The sequence below is a fragment of the Chitinophaga pendula genome (assembly GCF_020386615.1).
Lineage (GTDB): Bacteria > Bacteroidota > Bacteroidia > Chitinophagales > Chitinophagaceae > Chitinophaga > Chitinophaga pendula.
Window position 1 is genome coordinate 4,113,406 of sequence record NZ_CP077769.1, and the last position, 21,062, is coordinate 4,134,467.

Sequence of the window (21,062 nt, forward strand, 5' to 3'; positions counted from 1 at the left end):
TTCTGCTGACAACCAATTAGTCGATCACGATATTTTAAAGAAAACAGCAGTCTGTATAGATCCCAGCTGTTGATCCTATAAGTCTGGGTTACAGTACGAACCCTGAAGACACTTAAATCTAGGACAGGTATGACCGGTTCACTAAATATCCGTTAAGCTTAATAAAATGCAGCCAAAATAGAAAATCCGGCTGCTCCCCTATAATCATAATCGACAACAATGGCGTTGCCTAACTATGCTTATTCAATTAAACCCTTCTCTATCTATACTGTCGAAAGCTTAACAACCTGCTGCCAATGCGTTAAATGTCAAGCCTTTGAAAACAGGAATACTGCAACATGTTTTGAAATTTCATTGCATTTACAGCTTCATTTCCCAACTCCATGAGCTCTACTGTTTCGTTGGCATTATAATTATACCCCAACACCTTGTGCCCTACATAGAATAACACATAACCTGTCGCGAAATCAATGGTGTAGAAGCTGGTCATTGCCAGACGTGTATCTGTGATCTTTGTGGCACTCCGCAACAGACATTTCAAGCCCGGTATATATCATTGTCCTACTGCAGATAAGCCTAAAACCACACAAGTTAAAATCTGGTATGAACTTGGCTGGCCGGAGTGGTTGATATACCCTTGCAGGGTCCATTATCCATATGGCATTAACAAAACGGAAATTACTCTCAACTAAATCTTCTTCCCCTCCCTTAGCCTTTTAAATGTCCAATAATAGCAAGCTGTTGTGCGGAAAGGGTGCTGCAAAAGATAAATAAATGAAAAAAAATGAACGTATTCTTCAGGGTCAACGAATAAGAAGGTTCCTATCCAAGATAAAAACAGGGCAAGCGAGCATTATTCTAGCTTGCCCTGTTCACGTCGGGATGACTGGACGAATCCACCCTACAAAAAACTCCTGAATATCATATTGTTATAAGCAATCTAAATAGCCGGTTCAATACTCTGTTCTCATTATTTCTCCATAAAGATAGACCCATTTAGCTACATTTGAACACATGTTTGATCTAATGTATTCTTCATATAAGATTGGCAATTCTGAAGCACGATCAAATTGATTGAATAACGCGAGCAACTGGCTTAATCTTTAAGAAACGAACCACCATTGTATCATCATAATCTCCGCTGCTTAACTGATTCCGCTGTGTGTTAAGGCCAATGCGATATTCATTGTATCGCCAGGAGATACTGCCTGACGAGGATAGATCGGGCGTTCCGCTTTGGCTACCATTGAATGATGCCCAATAGTCGTTTCCATAGATCGAAACAATTTTATTGGCCAAGCCAGTGCTGTACGGCAATACGGCATAATATCCAATGATAGTGGAATCGGTATCCAATGCCCAAAAAAGCCGTTGTGCCTTAATTCCTAGGAAGGTAAATGCAGCATCACCAACCTGCTCGGCCAGGTAACTGCATTTAGGATTAAGAAAATCAACACTTTCGTCATTGGGCTGGAACCACTTTAAAGTGCGCAGATTAAATGAACCGATTTTTAGTCCAAAGGCAGTCGTATCCTTTTCCAGCTGCTGATCGATAGGGTTAACCTGTGCCAATACCTGGGAGGTAATGCAGTTAGCCAACAGGTACAATATTGTAAATATCTTTCTCAAATTCATTTTAATGAAGATTGCGCCCTATACTATTTAAGAATATGAATACTTTCCGACCGCGTGAAAGCGCCATCGAACAGATACGTGTAGAACGGGAAATTATCCTGGTAAAGAGCTGGATAAGGCAGTCCACCTTGAATATCGGTTGCGAACAACGATCGATGCGGCAGGAAAGTGTAGTCAGGGAAATATTCCGGTACAACTTTCTTTATAGTATGAATAAACTGCTGTTGCCTTTCAAATAGTGGATTTTGTTCCATGGACAGAACCGTATAAATTGGGATAGTTCCTGCTCCGGTATTATAATTCTTAAATCGATGCTCATCCTCAAAAAACAGCGTAAAACGGGCACACAGCAAGGATACGTTAAGGATTAATTTTTGGAATATTTCGATCCCTCTTTCTTCCTGCTCGCCGAAAATAATTTCCATTGAATAGGAAGGGAATTGCCGATGCGCTAGATCCCTGATCCGGAAGGAGCATCCCATTTGAAGTTTTGCTATTAAAGAAGTCCAGGGAGTTGATTCCTTACTAATAACCTTGTCGATCTTATTACTGCCAATGGCCCGATATTCTTCCTCACCGGGAAAGCCAGTGAGGCCAGGCAGTCCAATGGGATAAAATTTATGGATCTGGCTTAGTAAATAAGATACTTCTTCTGTATTCATAAGGGTATATTCAAATTTGATGGGCGTTATACCGGGAAAATTCCTTCCTGATATAACGCCGGCTTACAATGTAATAAATTATTTACAATCATATTTCATTGGAGATTCAGGGATATTCGCTCCTTTACCCAGACATATGCCTTTGGCGACCTTTCCTCCTGGCCGTAAGGTATTCATTACTGATTGCAATTTTCTTGAAAAAATTTGCTGAATAACACCAGGTAATACCGGGCCGAGAATTGCATCTAGATCTTCTTTGGTTTCGTCAACGGCACGATTCCATATCTTGATCCATGCATTGGAAGCCTGGATTGCATCCAAGCCATATTCCGGAATTTCTACACAATATTCTCCCATCTCAAAATTGAATGCGCCCTTGGTCGCATGGCTAAACATTACGCCTACTCCGGTTACCGTGGCAGTATAGCTATTGCCAACCGAGACAAAATTATAGTGACCGCAAATATGCCCTTTGTCCACAGCGATCTCGAAAGTTGGATTGCCGATATTCGGATCGAACCCACCGCCGCCGCCATGGTCCGGCTTATGATCGATCGGCTCCTGGGGAGCATTGGGATCTCCACCTGGCAGGAAAGGACCGTCTACGGTGCAAACCGTGGTCAGCACAACGTTAAAAACGTGCTGGTCATCGAAATAGCCCACCTGGTAGGTCGTACATCCTTCGGTCCTGGGAGCTCTGTTGAAAGCCTCGACAGATGGATACTGCTCTACTTTGATTTTTTCCTTTGCCTGGCCATCCATAAAGTACCCAGCAGACAAGAGTTTACTGTCCAGGTCAAAAAAGCGTACATAGCCCGTAAATTTCTGGGAGGCATCTGTGGACATATTTTTCTGAATTACTTCCTGGATCTTTGCACTGAATGCGCCATTGGCAGATCGATACACCAATAATTCCTTGTATGTCCGGGCACTAATTCCTACAATTCTTATATCCCAGCGAATAGGTACCATCAAAACCGGTTGTTCAGCTGATCCAACCCCGGTTTTATACGCATACTGCCAGTTTACAGGCAGGTCCGCATGGTTAGTCTTGTCCCACCATTGTTTAGCTTCAGCAACTAATTCCGATTTGCCGGTATCGGTCTTTAGATCTGATTTGCTACAGGACAAATACAATAACGAGGAGAACAAAAGTGCCAGCACAGCGAAGATGAAATTTTTTTTCATGATAGTGGTTTAAGTTTAGATAAAAGGGATACCTGCTGATATGATATATAAGCATAGTATTACAGTACAATGCAACTTACCGGGATATTACCGGATCGGTGCATGGTATAAAATGGGGCGGCTTAACGATCATGAAGACCGTTTACCCAAAAAGCACTTTCCGATACAGATGAACGCTGTAATAGGTTACAACTACGTCTTAGCAAGAGATACCTGAAATTTGATTATTTACCCTGGGCGTAGCGGGATAAATTTTCAGTATGGAGTTTAGTTAGCATTCCCTGTAATACCGTCAACACAACCGTGTATCACACGATTTACACAATGAAAGATAGTAAATCCTGCTACCGGAAAATGGCAGAATGAAAAATACCGTCAAACACGCAAATGTTTCTTGCGTACTCAACGGTAAGCATATTAGGTTGTGCAGTAAAATGTAAATGAGATTTACAAAAGAGCGTGTAACACCGCCTTATATCACTTGGGATCTTCAGGTATCTGCTTATCCTTTTTAGGTCCATTGCTACTTCCTCCCCCATTCCACAGCCACCAGGTGGAACATTTATTGCCAATCCCTCATGATCTCCAAAGATGATGGGGCCTCCGCCATCACCATGACTGCTACCAGGAGCCTTTTCGCCATCCACGCCGCTATCGCCGCCTGCCCCGCTGCCCACAATCCCTCCAGGCATACCACCCTCATACTTGGCGCCACCCATCTTGGGATCATCACCGCCCACTCCATGAGTGCCTTTTGCTCCGCCTTTGTCATCCTGGTTGTTTTGGGGTGTAATAACGGGTTTTAATTCCGGAGATAGCGTACGTCGGCAATATCAGAGCTGGAAAGCAATATGCCGATGAATGTAAGGGCATTGCCCAGCTTTACGGTTGCTACACCGGCCTTCTTCAACGCTTCGGTAATCGCCAGCTCTGCAAGGTCTGCGGCAAGGGCGGCCATCATGTCTTGAGTGAATTCAGTACCAGCATTTTTTTTTATTCTTCAGCGCATAATCCACGAACTGAGCATCATCGATAATGCAGGGTACGCCAAAGCCTCCGAATAGCTGGAAAGCGATAGCGTCTCCTGTCTTAGGATACCGAGCTTCCGGGCAATGCTCTTCAAGATATCTGCAGGGTGCAATGCTTCGCTTTCCGTAACCAGCAATAACGGTGGTTTTCCAGCTTGCTCGATCGTGATTTTATTAGGCATACAATCGATAATTGGTTCTCCTAAATTTGCTGAATTTAAATGCATGCTTACATCAAAGCCAGTACTATCCAAAATGCCATTCAAAAAAGCGGGGCCTGAAAAAGCCCCGCGTACTTGTAATTCCATTATACCTACAATAGGGAGATAAGAAGGATAAAACAAACTACATCATGAATCAAAAATCAAAAAACAGAACTTTTAGAGATGTATTTTCCAAACGATAAAGCTCTACATCATCCAGGAAGCCCCGGTCGAACTCATGAAGATTCAATTCGAATAGCTCAAAGGGATGCCTTTCCACAAATTCCATTTTATGAGCTAGTTTACCTATTTTCCTGAGTCGCTCCAGGTGCTTCATAATTCCGTTATTATGGAGCATTTTGTAGTCTCGTGGCGGCTTAAAATTCTGTAGGAATACGTGAAACAGCTTTATAAAAGCATAGTTAAGTTCCACTAAAAAAATGTCCTCTCTTTTGAACTTTTCTTTAAGGAAAGCGGTAACATAACTTTGGGTTGTTCTGTAATTTTTGAGCGTACCTTCAGATAATTCGCTTTTCATTTCATCATTGTGAAACTTAAATAAATTAAGCAGTGTTTCTTCCTTTCCTGTAATCCCGAGATAAGCCAACTTCAGCATTTCGGAAGAGACCACTTTTTTGTGCTTTTTTAAATCATCGTAATGTCCATGAATATTCCCCCGTTGTTCGTCTAACCACATATTTAATTGCTTCAGTGCTATAGTCCGGGGCTTAGCGCGACCGGCCTTGGGAATCCAGTCAGCGGGACTAATCTGTTTCTTTAAGGATACTTCAGACGACTTACCGTTAACCGTGATCTTAGCATAGATGGCCGCTTGGCCGACTTTTCCTCTTCCTGTTCGAAGGAAGAAATGCAATCCGTACGTTTCTGTGTTTCTCATACTCATTAAATTTTAAAGGTGAATAGTTTGATTTGGTACCTGATGATTTAATGAGCACAGAATTTGAATGCTAAACAGGACCAGATCAGATCAAGCCTCACTAACATCATTGATTGTAAATCAATTTATTACGTCAGCTTTAAGAACAAACTTAAAAATCTAAACTGTTCAATGATCTGTTCTCAGAATAATTGCTACAACATGTTATAATTTGATAGGAGAAAAATAAAAAAAGCCCGTAAATAGTGATATTTACGAGCTTTTGCATTCGGATGAACGCAGATTTGTCGGGATGACTGGATTCGAACCAGCGGCCTCTTCGTCCCGAACGAAGCGCGCTACCGGGCTGCGCTACATCCCGAGGGGAATGCCGGTTTTCGGGGTGGGCAAATTTAAGAACCTTTTTGAAATCTTATCAACTTTTATAACTTTTTTATTCTCAGCACTCCTGATATCGCAAAAGATATGCACATTTGTGCACTATTGCCGGGACAGTAGTCGATATTTCAGTAAATTTAAAACAACGGTTATCCATTGATATCAGATGGATGTAGGCCCCCGGGTAAGGACTGGCTTACTTTTCCCCTCATCTAAAATCCATTTCCATGATCAAAAATGGACAACCCATCACTAAGAGTCGCATGAGCATCATACCTACTGACACCGTAGTTCCCTACGAGAAAAATAACCCCATACTGAAGGTATTACTGCAGCAGGCTTCCATTGCCGTTTTCCAAACGGAGCTTTCCGGCGATTGTTTCTTCGTCAATAGTGCCTGGGAACAGTTTACCGGCCTTACTGCCGCCGACTCTCTGGAACAGGGATGGTTGCAGCTATTACCGGCAAATCAGGTGACTACTTTCCTGGAAGTCATACGCCGGTGTGCGCAGGGCAATGCGGCCATACAACATGATCTTTCCTTACACCGGCCTGCCCCACTGGGCATCTGCCATGTAAGATTACATATACAACCGGTGAAGGATGCGGATAATATCCCGTCCTATGTCATCGGCTCCATTTATGATATGACAGACGATGTACATACCCGGCAACAGCTGATCCGTCAGAACCGCCTGTTGGAAGTGTTGTGTAAGGTGCACGAAGATTTCAACCTCTATAAAGGCACGGATCGTGTGTTTCTCGACTTCCTGACCAAGATACTGGCGCTTACGGATAGTGAATATGGATTTATCGGCGAAGTGAAGATCCATGACAACGGCAGGCCTTTCCTGCATACTCATGCCCTGATCAACCGCTCCTGGAATGATGCGACCATGCAGCAATACCAGCAGGAGCATCATCGCTTTATCTTGTCCAGCGTAGATTCTCTCTTCGGATATGTACTTCGCAAGGACAAGCCGGTCATCAACAATCACCCCAGTCAGCGCCGCCGCCGGCATATCCCTCCCGGTCAACCACCAATCAAATGTTTTCTGGGGCTGCCGGTACGCTATAACCAGCAGTTGGTCGGCATGGTGGGTATTGCCAACCGGCCTGGGGGATATGACCAGGATCTGGCCGACTTCCTTGCGCCACTGCTCACCACTTATGGTTCGCTGATCACGGCCTACCGCCTTGAACAACAGCGCACCCGTATGGAGCAGCAACAAGAGCAGCTGGCGATGCATATGGAGGCGCTGGTATCGTCACTGGATGACATCGTATTTGAACTGGACGAACAGAAGGTCTTTACGGGAGTATGGTGCAGGAATGAGGAGGTATTATTCTTCCCTAAAAAGGATATACTGGGGAAAAGTGTGCTGTCTCTCCTACCCAAGATGGGCCCAACCTTTAATGAATTGTTAGATAAAGTACTGGATAGTGGGGTTGCACAGGAGATAGAATATCCTGATATGCGGCAGCCGGACAGGTGGTACCGTTTAAAAGCCAGCCTCATACATGGCGAGACGAGCCGTCGTCTGGCGGTACTGATAAAGGATATCAGTTTCCGCAAACTTAATGAGCAGCAGCTACTAAATACCAAGGCAGAGCTGGAAAGAAGTAACCAGCTGTTGCAGGTGAGCCAGAATATCGGTAAGATAGGCGGATGGGAATACAATGTAAAAAGTGGGGAGATGTACTGGACCCGACAGGTGTATGAACTACGGGAAGTGCCTTTGGATTATCGGGTATCACTGGATGCCTGCTTTGAGTTTTACCATCCGGACGATCGTCCGCGGCTGCTGGCGGCACTGGAGAGGACTTTACAGGAGCGGTGCTCTTTCGACCTGGAAGTGCGACATATCTCCTTTCAGGGTAAACAAAGCTGGGTAAGGACGATAGGGGAACCGGTATTGCATGAGGAAGAGCTGACCCATATTCGGGGTATCGTCATGGACATTACTGATCAGAAGATCGCCCAGTTGGAGCTGTTGCATGCCAAGGAAGCAGCCGAAAAAGCGGCCAGCTCCCGCAGCGAGTTCCTTTCTACGATGAGCCATGAGATCCGTACACCACTGAATGGCATCATTGGTATTGCCAATCTTCTGGAGGAGGATACGGAGCATGCGGGATTGGTACATAGCCTGCAGTTTGCTGCCGGGCATTTACTCAGCCTGATCAACGACATCCTGGATTTTAGTAAGATAGAGGCGGGCAAGATAGAACTGGAGCATCATCCTTTTCAATTGAAAGACCTGGTAAAAGATATAGAAAGCAATTACCTGACATTGGCGAAAGCCAAACAGATCAGGCTTTATACTTCGTTGGATCCTGATCTGCCGGAGGTGATCATCGGCGATCCTGTACGTCTGAACCAGATCATGAGTAACCTGATCAACAACGCCATTAAGTTCACCAAAAAAGGTGGTGTTTTCATTGATGTACATTTGCAGGAGCTGTTGCACCAGGAGGCTGCGATCAATTTCCGGGTGCAGGATACCGGTGATGGTATTGACAAGGAGATGCAGGAGAAAATATTTGAGAGCTTTGTGCAGGTACATGGTAAACGTAACCGTCGTCATGATGGTACCGGGCTGGGACTGGCTATCACCAAAAAACTGGTCGCGTTGCATAACAGTACGATCGAGGTAGAAAGTGAACCGGGCAAGGGGTCGGCGTTCAGCTTTACCATCCGTTTTCCGCTGCCGGAGCCGACGTTATCCAGCCAGGCACCTACCCGTTCGGATACGCCGGAAGAGCGGCTGCGTGGCCAGTGTATCCTGATCGTGGAAGATAACCAGATCAACGCGATGGTGCTGGTACAGCAATTACAACGTACCGGTGCTCATACTATGACTGCCGCTAATGGTCGGGAGGCTGTGGTGTTGATGGAGCAGCAACCTTTTGACGGCATCATCCTGGACCTGCATATGCCGGAGATGGATGGTTATGCCACCATTCCTTATATCAAATCGCTGCAACCACAGGCTTTTATCGTAGTACTGACTGCAGATGTGATGCCTGAGGTGAAAGAGAGATTACAGGTGCTGGAGGTAACGGAACTGATACACAAACCGTATAACGCGAACGTGTTGTACGAAACGCTCTACAGGCTGATCGACTAGCTGGTAAGGCAGATTTTAACACCTGCCTTAAATGAAATGTGCTAATGCAGGAATGATACATCCTCCATTAGCACATTTCATTTAAGGGTATCGATGCGACTTATTTCACCGGTACGCTTACTTTGGTTTTATCCCACTCCAGTACCAGTTGATTAGCTGGCAGGGTGATGGTGAATTTCTCTACTTCTGCTTTAGTGGCAGCAGCTGGTACTTTTACTTCCAGCACGTTTTTATCCTTGATCTTTTCGTAATCGTAGGCACCCCATTGTTTCAGTGCGCTGTTGAGGATAATCGTCCACTCTTCTTTTTCAGGAATGGTGAACAGGGAATAGGTACCCGCTTTCACTGGTTTACCGCCGAAGGTAGCGTCTTTGGCAAAGGTGATCTCCGTGGCTTTGTTAGCACCAGTGCGCCACACCTGGCCATAAGGTACCAGTTCGCCGAAGATAACACGGCCTCTTTTGGAAGGTTGTCCGTAAACAACTTTTACATTTTTACCTTCAACAGTTACTTCAGGGCTTTTTACCGCCTGAGAAAATGCCAGGCTACCGGTGGTCAGCAGCATGGTGAGCATGAACAGGAGTTTTTTCATATAGTTTTCGTTTTTAAGGGTTTTCCCCGCAGAAAATTACAGTGATTCTTGCTATCGTACTTTACCGTTCATCAATATTAGCATTTTGGACTATTTGTTTGCTAATGTCCTTCGCAGGTTTGTTTCAGCTTGGTGAGACCTTGTTCTATTTGTGGGCCCATTATGCGATCTGCCATGAAGCCTCTGAGTTTCCACCAGGGCGTGAGTCCCAATTCTGTTTTGAGGTACCAGCGGATGGCGGTGCCTTTGCGATCTTCTGTGCCTCTGATCTCCAGGCCACCGATGGTTGTTTTCATGCCTTTATAATCCAGGCGGTAGTATACTCCTTTTTGCGGGTTGCTTTCTATGATGGTTGTTTTGCCCAGTGAGCCGGGGTATTGTGGATTGGACCAGGTATACCAGGCATCTTTACCGGCGGGATTGGGTGCATACTGTACTTGTTGGGCGGCATCGGGTGCCAGCCAAGGATTCCAGCGTTCCCAGGTACGCAGGTTGTTGATGACAGCAAAAACAGAGTCTACGGGGGCTTCAATAGTGCCTGCCCGTTCTACTACTGCGGTAGAGGGAAATAGAAGGGATAGTCCGAAGATCAGTGCTCCGAATACGAACGCACTAATGAAAAACAGTTTTATTATACGCATGAGCTTATGGTTCCAAATAGGGGCAAAGGTAATAAATAAGGCATTGACGTGAGGAGGGGTGATTAACCTTGGTGGGTGACGGCGGTATCAAGGCGTTGCAGTCCTTTTTCGAAGTCTCGGCCTACCCATTTGTCGAATCGTCTGCCCATGAGGCGGGAGACGGGATTTTTACCGACGAAGAGTATCATGGTCCAGGTGACGCGGGTACCGCCGGCGGCTGGTTCGAGCCGGAAGCTGACTTTGGAAAGTCCCTGAGGGGTGGTGTGCATGTCGACGGAGAGGTATTCGTAGGGGCGGGAGCTGGTGATGAGGAGGCTTCCTTTTCCCATGCCGGGTTTTCGGCTGCTCCAGGTGTAGCCGGCGCCTTCGCCGCTGTCTTTTTCGCCATAGACGATGGATACGCGGGGATCGCGGCTGGCCCAGGGTTCCCAATGCTGCCAGTTGCGGAGATTATCTAATTCGGCGAAAACGGTTTCGGGCGTAGCGGACAGTTGCCGTACACGTTCTACCTTGACTGCTGCCGGCAGATACATGGAATAAATGAACAATCCCAGTAACAATACTATTAAAGCGCCTAACAGTAACAGGAAGATTTGCATACCGGCAATTTTAAGGGAACAAGCACGGATATAATTTAGGCATTTAAAATGACATATCCGTTTTTATGTTCCGATGTGCGGCGACGTGCTGGCGGGGGGGGGGGTTATTCCCAGCGGAAAAGTTTTACGGCGACGGCATAGATGACTACCCCCCACAGTGCGAGTACGCCCAGTTCCAGTCCTACGTTCCATATATGCAGTCCTTCGAAGGCGATCTTCCGCAGGGCATCGTTGAGATAGGTAAGCGGGAGGATGCGGCAGAATGGTTGCAGCCATTCGGGGAATACATCTATAGAGAAGAAGGTACCTGCCAGGAGGAATTGTGGCAAGGTAACGATGTTGGCGATGGGAGGTATGGTGCTTTCATTTTTGGCGATGCCGCTTACGACGAATCCGAAGCCCATGAAAACGATCAGTCCGAAGAGGCATAGTACCAGCATTTCGGCGAAGGTAGCGAGGCCATGTATCAGTGTGAAGCCGAAGGCGAAGTGTCCGAGGCCGATGATCACGATGGAGCCGAACAGCTGGAATACGAGGCGACTGAGTGCTTCACCGAGGATGATATAGCTACGTTTTACGGGGGTGGCGAAGAAACGTTTCAGCACCAGTGTCTGCCGGAGGCTGAAGAATAGGAAGGCGGTACCGAAGACGGCTGCGCTCAGCAGGGAGAATCCCAGTTGGCCGGGCAGTATAAAGTCGATGGTACGATATACCCTGCCGGGCAATACGTCGGGTGTGTGGATGGTGGCGACGGACGTTCTTGGGTGAAACTGATCGTCGACACGATGTACTACTTCGCTGAGCATGGATTGCAGGACGCCGATCTTGTCGACGGCAGCTTTGGAGGTGCGCAGGAAGATATCATAGCTTTGGGTGTAGCTGGTATCTTTTCTTGGTGTGATACGGAGTACGGCTGTCAGGTTGCCTTTCATGAGAGCTTCGTCCATTTCGGCGGGGGTCTGGCCTTTTATCATCTTCACGCCTTTGATATGGCTCAGGCCCTGGTAGATATAGTTAGCGGTGTCGGCGCTGGCATCTACGCCTACGCGCAGGGACAGTCCTCTGTCGCCTACAAATCCGAATACTAAAATGAATACTAATGGAAATCCCAGGCTGAAAACTACTGCCGAAGGGCTACGGAACATTGCCTGCAGGCTGGCTTTGGTGATTGACATCATTGCCTTCCACTGGCTGTATCGCACATCTGACATACTCGTCCTTTAAAAAAATTGGCGTAAAGCTACTAACGTTTTGGGCATTTCCATAATAAAAAAACCCGCTGAATGTCAGCGGGTTGTTAAAAAAGAGGTGGAAGATATAAAGTCAAACGGTCATGGAAGATACGTTTCTTTTATCTAATCTGCATATCAAAAGGAAGGGCGGCTTGCACGGAACCTGTCATCTCCCGGAGGCGTTTAAGCTGTTGGTAGATGGTGAAGTTCTGTCCGAGTTCGCGTTTGATCAGGCTGGTGCTGGCGTCGCCGCTAACGGTTTTCATCAGCTTGTTGATCGGGTTTTGTGCTTCGGGGTATTGGCGCAGGCGGTAGTCTTTGATGCCGGCGAGTTTGGCGGCGCTGGTGATGGCATCGTCGAGGCCACCGATGCGGTCTACCAATCCGAGGCGTTTTGCCTGTACGCCGCTCCATACGCGACCTTGTGCGATGCTGTCTACTACATCCGGAGACAGTTTGCGCCCTGCTACCACTCTGGATTTGAAGGTAGCGTAGGTGCTATCGATGGAGGCTTGAATCATCTGGCGTTCGGCCGGTGTGAGTGGCCGGGTTACGTTGCCCATATCTGCGTATTGTGCAGTTTTCACGCCATCAAAGGTGATGCCCAGTTTATTATTGAGGAAACCCTGGAAGTTGGGCAGTACGGCGAATACGCCGATGGAGCCGGTCAGGGTGTTGGGTTGTGCGAATACGGAATCTGCCATGCAGGAGATATAGTATCCGCCGGAAGCGGCGTAGTCTCCCATGGATACTACTACTGGTTTATCTTTTTTAGCCAGTTCGAGTTCGCGCCAGATGGTTTCGGAAGCGAGGGCGCTACCGCCGCCGGAGTTGACGCGGAAGACGATGGCTTTTACTGATTTGTCCAGGCGTACTTTACGGATATGTTTGAGGAAGGCTTCACCGCTGATGACGTTGTCTGCTTCGCTGTCGCCGCCTACTATGTTGCCGGCAGCGTATACTACGGCTATTTTATTGTTACCATCGACTTCTTTGTAGGGGCTTTCGGCGCTGCCGTACTGGCCCATGGTGATGAAGTTGATGTTATCTTCTTTTTTGAGGCCGAGGCGGGTACGTAGTTCGTCCATTACCTGGTCATCGTATTTAAGGCCATCTACCAGTTTATATTTCAGGGCATCTTCCGGTTGCTGGATGAGGCCTTCGTTGGCGTATCGATGCAAGGAGGCGGTATCGATCTTACGGTTGCGGCCTATTTGTTCGAGGAATATGCCATAGAGTTCGGAGAGGAATTGGGTGGTTTGTACGCGGTTGGCATCAGTCATTTGTTTTTCGCGCAGGGGTTCGGTGGCGCTTTTAAATTTACCATCGAAGATGACCTGCGGTTCTATTTCCAGTTTTTCCAATGCACCTTTGAGGTACATCATGTTCATGGCGAAGCCGTTGAAATCCAGTCCTCCTTTGGGGTGCAGATATATCTTATCGGCTGCGGAGGCTAGGTAGTAGCCTTTCTGGCTCATGTATTCGGCGTAGCCGTAGATGAATTTGCCGGAGCGTTTGAAGTTGATCAGGGCGTTGCGTACTTCTTCGGTGGTAGCGAAGCCGTTGGGGTTATCGCTACCTTTTATATAGATACCTTTAATATTATCATCTTTGGCGGCCTGCCGTATCAGTTCTACCACATCATGCAGTCCGGGTGTTGATACCGGTCCACGTTTGGTGAGGGCAGCTACGGGGTCTTGGGTAGCTTGTTCGTTATAATACTGTCCGGTTTCTATTACCAATACGCTATTGGGGGAAACGGTGACGGTTTCTGGGGCCAGGGCTTTGCCGACCATACCTGCGATAATACCGCCGATAACGAGTACACCGATGACCATAAAAACAATGAATGCGAGTAATGACGCAAAAAAGATCTTAAAAAAACTGCGCATAATGATTATTGATGATTACTAAATCCGATTCAAAATAGGTGCCAGGCTTGAGGATGGTACCGTCTGCAAAAATAATGCTGTTAATGCTATAGTCAAAAATAAGGAATATGGCTACTTTTGCGGGGCTAATATACATGAACACAGCAATATTACTTATAGGTGGCAACCTGGGCGATCGTGTCGCCAACTTACAGGAGGCGGTATCGCGGATAGACCGCATAGCGGGTAAGGTAGTGAAAACTTCTGCCCTGTATGAGACGGCTCCCTGGGGCAATGTACAGCAGCCCGACTATCTCAACCAGGCCCTGGAGGTGGAGACCTCACTGGATGCTTTGCCTCTGTTACGCACGTTATTGGAAATAGAAACCGAAATCGGCCGCATCCGTCGTCAGAAGTGGGGGGCCCGGGTGATCGACATTGATATGATATTTTTCAACCAGGAGGTGATTGATCTGCCGGAGCTGAAGGTCCCTCATCCGAGGATGGCGGCACGCCAGTTTGTACTGGTGCCTTTACAGGAGATCATACCACATTGGGTACACCCGGTACTACAGGAGGATATCACCACTTTGCTGGCGCAGTGTCCTGATGAGCTGCCCGCCAAAAAACTGGATATACAGGCACATTAGATCATTACTCAAAACAATTTGTTGACTACCTGGCATCCTGCCGCTGCATCCACTATACCAGGCGGGGCTTTTGCCATTGCAGTACATTAAAAGGACATTCATGAAGTATAAGTTCATTACGATAGAAGGGAACATAGGTGCTGGTAAGACGACCCTAGCCAACCGGCTGGCGGGTCATTTCAATGCCAGGCTGATACTGGAAGAGTTTGCGGACAACCCTTTCCTGGCGAAATTCTATGCCAAGCCCAAACAATATGCATTCCCGGTAGAACTGTTCTTCATGGCGGAGCGGTACAAGCAGCTCAAAGATATGTTGCAGACCCAGGACCTGTTCCGGGAGCTGGTCATTTCGGACTATCTCTTTGTGAAGAGTCTTCTTTTTGCCAAGATGAACCTGGCAGCTGATGAATACTCGCTGTATCAGAAGTTATTTGACATTATCAACCCTCAATTGTTACAGCCGGATCTGCTGATCTTCCTGAATGCACCGGTGAGTCGTTTGCAGGAAAATATCCGTAAGCGTAACCGTAGTTATGAGCAGAAGATAGAGGACAAGTACCTGGGTACTGTGCACGAGATGTATATGCAGTATATCCGGCAACACCCGGTGCGTACGCTGATGGTAGACACTACGAAAGTGGACTTTCTCAATGAACCTACTCATTTTCAGCGGCTGCTGGATGCTTTGGAGGAGGAGTACGAACCCGGTATCCATTATCTGCAGCTACTTGATAGCTGATCATAAATATTATCTATGTCGTTATAAAAATTATTGTTTCGATCTATATCCATAAGGTCGCTACTTTTGAGGTAACAAATAGCTGCCAACGAGACACTGTGTGCACCGGTGTTTTAGTATACGCAACTTTTTTCACTCCTTTAAAAAGATCTTATGGCTGAAATGAAAAAACTGACCACGGCATCCGGCATTCCTTACTTTGAGCATGAAAACTCTATGACGGCCGGGCCAAGGGGACCTATTCTGTTACAGGATGTCATTCTTCATGAAAAGATGGCCCACTTCAACCGGGAGCGTATTCCTGAGCGGGTTGTGCACGCCAAGGGCTCTGGCGCCTATGGTACTTTTACTGTTACGCATGATATCAGTTCCTACACTAAAGCGAAAATATTTGATACTATTGGTAAGCAGACGAGGGTGTTTCTGCGTTTTTCGACGGTAGGCGGCGAGAAGGGTTCTGCTGACAGTGAGCGTGACCCACGGGGGTTTGCGGTTAAGTTTTATACGGAAGACGGTAACTGGGACCTGGTGGGAAACAATACGCCTATTTTCTTTATCAAGGATCCGAAGAAGTTCAGTGATTTTATTCACACGCAGAAGCGTGATCCACGTACGAATACGAAGAGTCCGACGATGGTATGGGATTTCTGGAGTCTGAACCCGGAGAGTCTGCACCAGGTGGTGCTATTGATGACTGATCGAGGTACACCTGCCAGTTACCGGCATATGCACGGATTTGGCAGTCATACATTTTCATTTATCAACGACAAAAATGAGCGTTTCTATGTAAAGTTTCATTTCAAGACTTTACAAGGCATTAAGAACTTCACGGATGCGGAGGCGGCGGCGATGAAGTCGCAGGACCTGGATCATGCGCAACGCGATTTGGTGGAAGCGATTGACAACGGTGAATTCCCACGTTGGGCGATGCGTGTGCAGATCATGCCGGAAGCGGAGGCGAAGACCTATCGCTGGAATCCGTTTGACCTGACGAAGGTGTGGCCGCATGCTGATTATCCATTGATCGATGTAGGTGTACTGGAGTTGAATGAGATTCCGCGGAATTACTTTGCGCATGTGGAACAGTCTGCTTTTGCGCCCTCGCATGTGGTGGCCGGTATTGGTTATTCTCCGGACAAGATGTTGCAAGGGCGTCTGCTCTCCTATCCGGATGCGCACCGTTACCGGTTGGGGGTGAATTATGAGCAGCTGCCGGTGAACAGGTGTCCGTATGCAGTTAATAATTATGAGCGGGACGGGGCTATGCGGTTAGATGATAACGGTGAGGATCAGCCTAATTATTTCCCGAACAGCTTTGGTGATATTACACCTGATATTGCTTACCAGGCACCCGGGCAAGCGCTGGACGGCCTGTATGCTGACTGGTACGACCGTAATGCTGCCGGGGAGGATGATCACTATACGCAGCCAGGCAACCTGTTCCGACTGTTGACACCGGAGGATAAGCAGCATACGATCCACAATATCGTTGCTTCTATGCGTGGTATTACGGGACCTAAGCAGGATCAGATCATCCAGCGTCAGTTATGTCATTTCTTCCGTGCCGACATACAACTCGGAATGGGTGTGGCGCAAGGTTTGGGCGTGGCGATCGATATGCCGTCGCACGGTGTGCAGGGGCATACTAGATAGCTGTTTCCAGGTAAATGTTCATGTATATTTAAGTGCCGGCCGTTGATCGAGCCGGCATTTTTATTGGCAGCGGCCGGCGATGGTGTTGGCGGCGATCCAGCCGCTGGTCCAGGCATGCTGGAAGTTGAAGCCACCGGTGACGCCATCGACATCCATTACTTCGCCCGCGAAGAATAAGTCTGTGGCGATCCTGCTTTCCATGGTATTGGGTTCTATTTCGGTGAGTTGGATGCCACCGCTGGTTACAAACTCTTCCTTGAAGGTGGTTTTTCCGCTGACGGACAGTTCCATGGCTGCCAGTTGGCGGATGAGGAGGTTTTGTTCTTTGGCCGGGAGATCTGCCCAGCGTAGTTCTTCTCCTATGCCGGCTTGTTGGAGGAGGAATGTCCAGAGGCGTTGTGGGAGGGAGAAGGGATTTCGGTGATGGATTTTTTGTCCGCCTAAGGCGAAACGCAGTTGTTGTATCTCTTCGCGCAGGGAGTTTTCGTTATAGGAAGGTATCCAATTGACCTGTACCTGAAAGCGGTATTGTATGTCGTGCAGCTGGCGGGCGCCCCAGGCGGACAGGCGTAGTACGGCCGGGCCGCTGAGTCCCCAGTGGGTGATGAGTACGGGGCCCTGTTCCATCAGTTTAGTGCCCGCTATCTTCACCTGTGCATCGGGGACGCTTACGCCCATGAGGCTGGTGATGGGATGTTTGGGTATATTGAAGGTGAACAGGGACGGTACTGGTGAGGCGATGCTGTGTCCTACGGCTTTGAGCCAGTCGAATTTGGCGGCCTGGGCGTATCCGCCAGCGGCGATGCAGGCGAAGTCGGCATGCAGGGTTTTGCCCTGTTGTAAGGTGATACGCCAGCGATTATCCTGGCGGGTAATGCTCTCTACTTCCTGTTGGGTTTCTATGCGTACGCGGTATTTATCGGCTTCGCGCAGCAGGCAATCGATGATGGTCTGTGAGTTGTCGGTAACGGGGAACATGCGGCCATCGTCTTCTGCTTTGAGTGTCACACCTCTTTCTGCGAACCAGGCGATGGTATCTGGTACGAAGAAGTGTCCGAATGCTTTTTTGAGGAAGTTTTGTCCACGGGGATACCGTTTCAGCATATAGGGTATATTGGGGGCGGCGTGGGTGACATTACACCGTCCGCCGCCGGACACTTTTACTTTGGAGAGCAGTTTACCTGTTTTCTCCAGGATGATCACTTCGAGGCCGGGGCTGAGCCTGGCCGCATTGACGGCACAGAAGAAACCTGCTGCGCCGCCACCTGCTATCACTAATCGCTTTTTCGACAATGTTATTGATTTAGTTGCTGCTGCAAAAGAAAGACATCCTTTGCATTGTACCACGAAATAGCGACATAATTTCTATTAAAACCTTTCTGGCGGAGTCTTAAATTTTTCTTAAAACCTGCGAGGGGCGCCGGATTAGTCCCTAACATAGCGTATCCTTACAGGTTCAGAATTGTAAAGCACGGATTTTGATCTTATTATTGTAAAAAATTATTGCATGCCTCAGCAACGATTGCTCAACAGAAAACGCCTGCAATGGCTCATCCCTTCCCTCCTACTTGTATTGACAGGGGCTTTCTCTTACGCTCCTGTAGAAGACTGGACAGATAAGATTGTAAAAGCACTGGAACAATTTGGTAAGAAGTATCCCCAGGAGAAGGTGTATCTGCACCTAGACAAGGATTATTATGCTGCCGGTGAGACGATCTGGTTCAAGGGCTATGTGACGCTGGATAACCTTATGGCGTTGCAGGCGCGTACGATGTATGTGGAGTTGCTGGATAAGAGCGGCAATATTGTACAGAAAAAGATGACGGATGTGTATGCCGGTACATCTGCCGGTGATTTTGAGATACCGGAAACGCTGAAGGCAGGTGTATATCGTTTGCGTGCCTATACATCATGGATGCTGAATTTTGACCCGGAGTATCTTTACTACCGGGATATCGAGATATTGGATCAGACGAAAAAGAATGCGGCTGCAACGCCGGTGGATACGGCGCAGCATAAAGACTTTGCTATACAGTTTTTCCCGGAGGGGGGTCAGTTGATCGCTGATGCTGGTAATGTGGTGGCCTTTAAAGCGACGGCACCCGACGGTTATCCGGTGGATATCGCCGGTGTGGTAGAGAGCAGTAAGGGTAAACAGATTGGCAAGCTGATCACGCTGCATGACGGTATGGGCAGCCTGGAGTTTACGCCGGCGCCTGGTGAGACCTACCAGGCTATTGTACAGGCAGCTAATGGCGGTCGTAAGACGGTGCCGTTGCCGGCGGTTATGACGACGGGTGCTAGCTTGAAAGTATACAACAAGGGTAGCCGTATCTTCTACCAGGCTGTGATGGCTCATCCGGAAGATACTGCCAACAATAACCTGCTGATCGTTGCGCAGATGACCAATCAGCTGGTGTATAAGGCGAGGTTGAATGCATCTGAGGGGAAGATCAGTGGTTTTATTCCTACGAATATGCTGCCTTCGGGTATTTTACAGATCACGCTGTTTGGCAGCAATGGGTTGCCGTTGTCTGAGCGGTTGGCATTTGTGCGGCAGAATGATCTGCTTACTATGACGCTGGAGGCTCAGCAGATCGACAATGAGGAACGTGCGAAAAACATAGTGACGCTGCAGCTGCCGGACAGTATGCGTGCGAGTGTATCCGTATCCGTTACGGATGCGGACCAGGTGCCGAAGAATATACAGAACCAGAACAATATTGTTTCCAGCCTGTTGCTGACCTCTGACATCAAGGGGTATGTGCATAATCCGGCGTGGTATTTCGGGGATTCGGCGGCGGCCCGTTCGAATGCGTTGGACCTGGTGATGCTGACCAATGGGTGGAGACGATTCAGTTGGAAGAAGATATTGGCGAACGACTATCCGGGGTTGCCATTTTCTTACGAGCAGGGGATTGTGTTGAAGGGGACTGCTTTTACCAACAACGGGCGGTATCCGCTGGCGAATGGTAAGGTAGATCTGCTGATCAAGCAGCCGATCGACAGCTCTACTACCTTTGCGTCTGCACCTACTGATGTGGCGGGGGATTTCAATATTCCCAACCTGGCGTTTGTAGATACGGCGTTGATCTATTACCAGGGTAATGACAAGGATAAGCGCTGGAAGGATGTGAGTGTAAAGTTCAATGCGCACTTTTTCGACAACCGGGCGCCGGTGAAGCTCCCCTACCCTATGCGGGTACCGCCGCCGGTGGATGCCAGTCTGCTGAAGTCTTTCCTAACGGCGGTATCAGATGGTAACCGGGTGAACCGTGCGATCAACAGCCGTACGGTATTCCTGAAGGAGGTGAATATTATTGACCGTAAGCCTAAGCCAGCAGAAAGTATTGATAAGAAATATACCAGCGGGTTGTTTTCCGGCGGTGATGGTTATACTTTTGACCTGACGAAGGAGAATCCTACTGCTTTCAACATCTTCCAGTACCTGCAATCCAAGGTGGCCGGTCTGAACATTACGGGTAACCTGAGCAGTCCTAATCTTAGCTGGCGGGGGGGTGCGCCTACGTTGTACCTGAATGAGATGCGGGTAGAGACGGATATGTTGAGTACTATTCCGGTATCTGATGTGGCGATGATCAAGGTATTCCGTCCGCCTTTTATGGGAGGTTTTGGTGGAGGCGCTAATGGTGCGATCGCGGTGTATACTAAGCGAGGCGGAGAAGGCGGCGATGCTACGATCCGTGGTTTTGAGCTTTATAAGAAGGCCGGTTATGCCCTGGCCAAGGAGTTTTATTCTCCTGACTATGCGGTACGGAAAGAGGTACATGCATTACCTGACAAGCGTCTTACGCTGTATTGGAATGCGCATGTGCAGATCGATACTATTACTAACACGGCCAAGATACAGTTCTACAACAATGATTTCTCCAAACACTTCCGGGTGGTAGCAGAGGGTATGACTGCCGGCGGTAGTGTAGGGCATGTGGAAGCAACGTATTAAT

At 47.9% G+C, this 21,062-nt stretch carries 18 protein-coding genes and 1 tRNA gene; 6 read left to right on the forward strand and 13 right to left on the reverse strand.

The window, feature by feature from the left end; genetic code table 11:
* Positions 1-1,065: 1,065 nt before the first annotated feature.
* From KTO58_RS14320 to KTO58_RS14330, 3 genes are all read right to left on the reverse strand, one after another.
* Positions 1,066-1,635 carry a hypothetical protein gene (locus KTO58_RS14320; RefSeq protein WP_095838706.1) on the reverse strand — a complete coding sequence of 190 codons (570 nt, stop codon included), beginning with the start codon at positions 1,633-1,635 and terminating at the stop codon, positions 1,066-1,068.
* Positions 1,636-1,658: 23 nt separating this feature from the next.
* Positions 1,659-2,297: a hypothetical protein gene (locus KTO58_RS14325; RefSeq protein WP_095838705.1), complete on the reverse strand. Its 639-nt coding sequence runs from the start codon at positions 2,295-2,297 to the stop codon at positions 1,659-1,661.
* A gap of 78 nt (positions 2,298-2,375) precedes the next feature.
* Positions 2,376-3,485 carry a hypothetical protein gene (locus KTO58_RS14330; RefSeq protein ID WP_225859754.1) on the reverse strand — a complete coding sequence of 370 codons (1,110 nt, stop codon included), beginning with the start codon at positions 3,483-3,485 and terminating at the stop codon, positions 2,376-2,378.
* Positions 3,486-4,063: 578 nt separating this feature from the next.
* On the opposite strand from KTO58_RS14330, the gene KTO58_RS14335 reads away from it, so the two are divergent.
* Positions 4,064-4,291 carry a hypothetical protein gene (locus tag KTO58_RS14335; protein ID WP_157752952.1) on the forward strand — a complete coding sequence of 76 codons (228 nt, stop codon included), beginning with the start codon at positions 4,064-4,066 and terminating at the stop codon, positions 4,289-4,291.
* On the opposite strand, the gene KTO58_RS14340 is transcribed toward KTO58_RS14335, so the two are convergent.
* From KTO58_RS14340 to KTO58_RS14355, 4 genes are all read right to left on the reverse strand, one after another.
* Entirely contained in the window at positions 4,288-4,446 is a 159-nt protein-coding gene (locus KTO58_RS14340; protein WP_157752951.1) for a hypothetical protein, read from the reverse strand. The two genes, KTO58_RS14335 and KTO58_RS14340, sit on opposite strands and share 4 nt — an antisense overlap.
* Before the next feature lie 39 nt (positions 4,447-4,485).
* The gene (locus KTO58_RS14345; RefSeq protein WP_095838701.1) at positions 4,486-4,821 is read right to left on the reverse strand and encodes a hypothetical protein; all 336 of its coding nucleotides are present in this window, start codon (positions 4,819-4,821) and stop codon (positions 4,486-4,488) included.
* 49 nt (positions 4,822-4,870) lie between these two features.
* Positions 4,871-5,614, reverse strand: a complete 744-nt coding sequence (locus KTO58_RS14350) for a phage integrase SAM-like domain and Arm DNA-binding domain-containing protein (RefSeq protein WP_157752950.1) — start codon at positions 5,612-5,614, stop codon at positions 4,871-4,873.
* A gap of 287 nt (positions 5,615-5,901) precedes the next feature.
* Positions 5,902-5,975: transfer RNA gene (locus tag KTO58_RS14355), tRNA-Pro, on the reverse strand.
* 244 nt (positions 5,976-6,219) lie between these two features.
* Here KTO58_RS14355 and KTO58_RS14360 point away from each other — a divergent pair.
* Positions 6,220-9,120 carry an ATP-binding protein gene (locus KTO58_RS14360; protein WP_095838699.1) on the forward strand — a complete coding sequence of 967 codons (2,901 nt, stop codon included), beginning with the start codon at positions 6,220-6,222 and terminating at the stop codon, positions 9,118-9,120.
* A gap of 100 nt (positions 9,121-9,220) precedes the next feature.
* Here KTO58_RS14360 and KTO58_RS14365 read toward each other — a convergent pair whose 3' ends face one another.
* From KTO58_RS14365 to sppA, 5 genes are all read right to left on the reverse strand, one after another.
* The gene (locus KTO58_RS14365; protein ID WP_095838698.1) at positions 9,221-9,712 is read right to left on the reverse strand and encodes a DUF2911 domain-containing protein; all 492 of its coding nucleotides are present in this window, start codon (positions 9,710-9,712) and stop codon (positions 9,221-9,223) included.
* A gap of 101 nt (positions 9,713-9,813) precedes the next feature.
* Positions 9,814-10,353, reverse strand: a complete 540-nt coding sequence (locus KTO58_RS14370) for an SRPBCC family protein (RefSeq protein WP_095838697.1) — start codon at positions 10,351-10,353, stop codon at positions 9,814-9,816.
* A gap of 62 nt (positions 10,354-10,415) precedes the next feature.
* Positions 10,416-10,952, reverse strand: a complete 537-nt coding sequence (locus KTO58_RS14375; protein ID WP_095838696.1) for an SRPBCC family protein — start codon at positions 10,950-10,952, stop codon at positions 10,416-10,418.
* Positions 10,953-11,056: 104 nt separating this feature from the next.
* Positions 11,057-12,163: an ABC transporter permease gene (locus KTO58_RS14380; protein WP_095838695.1), complete on the reverse strand. Its 1,107-nt coding sequence runs from the start codon at positions 12,161-12,163 to the stop codon at positions 11,057-11,059.
* A gap of 140 nt (positions 12,164-12,303) precedes the next feature.
* Entirely contained in the window at positions 12,304-14,076 is a 1,773-nt protein-coding gene (gene sppA / locus KTO58_RS14385; RefSeq protein WP_095838694.1) for a signal peptide peptidase SppA, read from the reverse strand.
* A gap of 134 nt (positions 14,077-14,210) precedes the next feature.
* Between sppA and folK the strand changes: the two genes are divergently transcribed.
* The 3 genes from folK to KTO58_RS14400 all read left to right on the forward strand — a co-directional run bounded on the left by folK (position 14,211) and on the right by KTO58_RS14400 (position 17,097).
* Positions 14,211-14,705, forward strand: coding sequence for a 2-amino-4-hydroxy-6-hydroxymethyldihydropteridine diphosphokinase (gene folK, locus KTO58_RS14390; RefSeq protein WP_095838693.1), 495 nt, complete (start codon positions 14,211-14,213; stop codon positions 14,703-14,705).
* A gap of 100 nt (positions 14,706-14,805) precedes the next feature.
* Positions 14,806-15,444 (forward strand): deoxynucleoside kinase, encoded by a 639-nt coding sequence (locus KTO58_RS14395; protein ID WP_095838692.1) that lies wholly within the window; start codon positions 14,806-14,808, stop codon positions 15,442-15,444.
* A 162-nt stretch (positions 15,445-15,606) separates the two neighbouring features.
* On the forward strand, positions 15,607-17,097 hold the full coding sequence (locus KTO58_RS14400) for a catalase (protein WP_304441924.1): 1,491 nt from the start codon (positions 15,607-15,609) through the stop codon (positions 17,095-17,097).
* Between the two features lie 60 nt (positions 17,098-17,157).
* On the opposite strand, the gene KTO58_RS14405 is transcribed toward KTO58_RS14400, so the two are convergent.
* A complete protein-coding gene (locus KTO58_RS14405; protein ID WP_095838690.1) occupies positions 17,158-18,390 on the reverse strand; it encodes a BaiN/RdsA family NAD(P)/FAD-dependent oxidoreductase in 1,233 nt (410 codons plus the stop codon).
* 214 nt (positions 18,391-18,604) lie between these two features.
* On the opposite strand from KTO58_RS14405, the gene KTO58_RS14410 reads away from it, so the two are divergent.
* Complete coding sequence (locus KTO58_RS14410) at positions 18,605-21,061, forward strand: MG2 domain-containing protein (protein WP_095838689.1); 2,457 nt, start codon at positions 18,605-18,607, stop codon at positions 21,059-21,061.
* Position 21,062 lies beyond the last annotated feature (1 nt).

What these genes read in the sequence shown, in the direction of transcription:
- KTO58_RS14335 (WP_157752952.1), top strand. Translation starts at nt 4,064, where the DNA reads ATGATCTCCAAAGATGATGGGGCCTCCGCCATCACCATGACTGCTACC.
- KTO58_RS14350 (WP_157752950.1), bottom strand. Translation starts at nt 5,614, where the DNA reads ATGAGAAACACAGAAACGTACGGATTGCATTTCTTCCTTCGAACAGGA.
- KTO58_RS14340 (WP_157752951.1), bottom strand. Translation starts at nt 4,446, where the DNA reads ATGATGGCCGCCCTTGCCGCAGACCTTGCAGAGCTGGCGATTACCGAA.
- KTO58_RS14410 (WP_095838689.1), top strand. Translation starts at nt 18,605, where the DNA reads ATGCCTCAGCAACGATTGCTCAACAGAAAACGCCTGCAATGGCTCATC.
- KTO58_RS14365 (WP_095838698.1), bottom strand. Translation starts at nt 9,712, where the DNA reads ATGAAAAAACTCCTGTTCATGCTCACCATGCTGCTGACCACCGGTAGC.
- sppA (WP_095838694.1), bottom strand. Translation starts at nt 14,076, where the DNA reads ATGCGCAGTTTTTTTAAGATCTTTTTTGCGTCATTACTCGCATTCATT.
- KTO58_RS14375 (WP_095838696.1), bottom strand. Translation starts at nt 10,952, where the DNA reads ATGCAAATCTTCCTGTTACTGTTAGGCGCTTTAATAGTATTGTTACTG.
- KTO58_RS14360 (WP_095838699.1), top strand. Translation starts at nt 6,220, where the DNA reads ATGATCAAAAATGGACAACCCATCACTAAGAGTCGCATGAGCATCATA.
- KTO58_RS14320 (WP_095838706.1), bottom strand. Translation starts at nt 1,635, where the DNA reads ATGAATTTGAGAAAGATATTTACAATATTGTACCTGTTGGCTAACTGC.
- KTO58_RS14400 (WP_304441924.1), top strand. Translation starts at nt 15,607, where the DNA reads ATGAAAAAACTGACCACGGCATCCGGCATTCCTTACTTTGAGCATGAA.
- KTO58_RS14330 (WP_225859754.1), bottom strand. Translation starts at nt 3,485, where the DNA reads ATGAAAAAAAATTTCATCTTCGCTGTGCTGGCACTTTTGTTCTCCTCG.
- KTO58_RS14380 (WP_095838695.1), bottom strand. Translation starts at nt 12,163, where the DNA reads ATGTCAGATGTGCGATACAGCCAGTGGAAGGCAATGATGTCAATCACC.
- KTO58_RS14370 (WP_095838697.1), bottom strand. Translation starts at nt 10,353, where the DNA reads ATGCGTATAATAAAACTGTTTTTCATTAGTGCGTTCGTATTCGGAGCA.
- folK (WP_095838693.1), top strand. Translation starts at nt 14,211, where the DNA reads ATGAACACAGCAATATTACTTATAGGTGGCAACCTGGGCGATCGTGTC.
- KTO58_RS14345 (WP_095838701.1), bottom strand. Translation starts at nt 4,821, where the DNA reads ATGGAATTACAAGTACGCGGGGCTTTTTCAGGCCCCGCTTTTTTGAAT.
- KTO58_RS14325 (WP_095838705.1), bottom strand. Translation starts at nt 2,297, where the DNA reads ATGAATACAGAAGAAGTATCTTATTTACTAAGCCAGATCCATAAATTT.
- KTO58_RS14395 (WP_095838692.1), top strand. Translation starts at nt 14,806, where the DNA reads ATGAAGTATAAGTTCATTACGATAGAAGGGAACATAGGTGCTGGTAAG.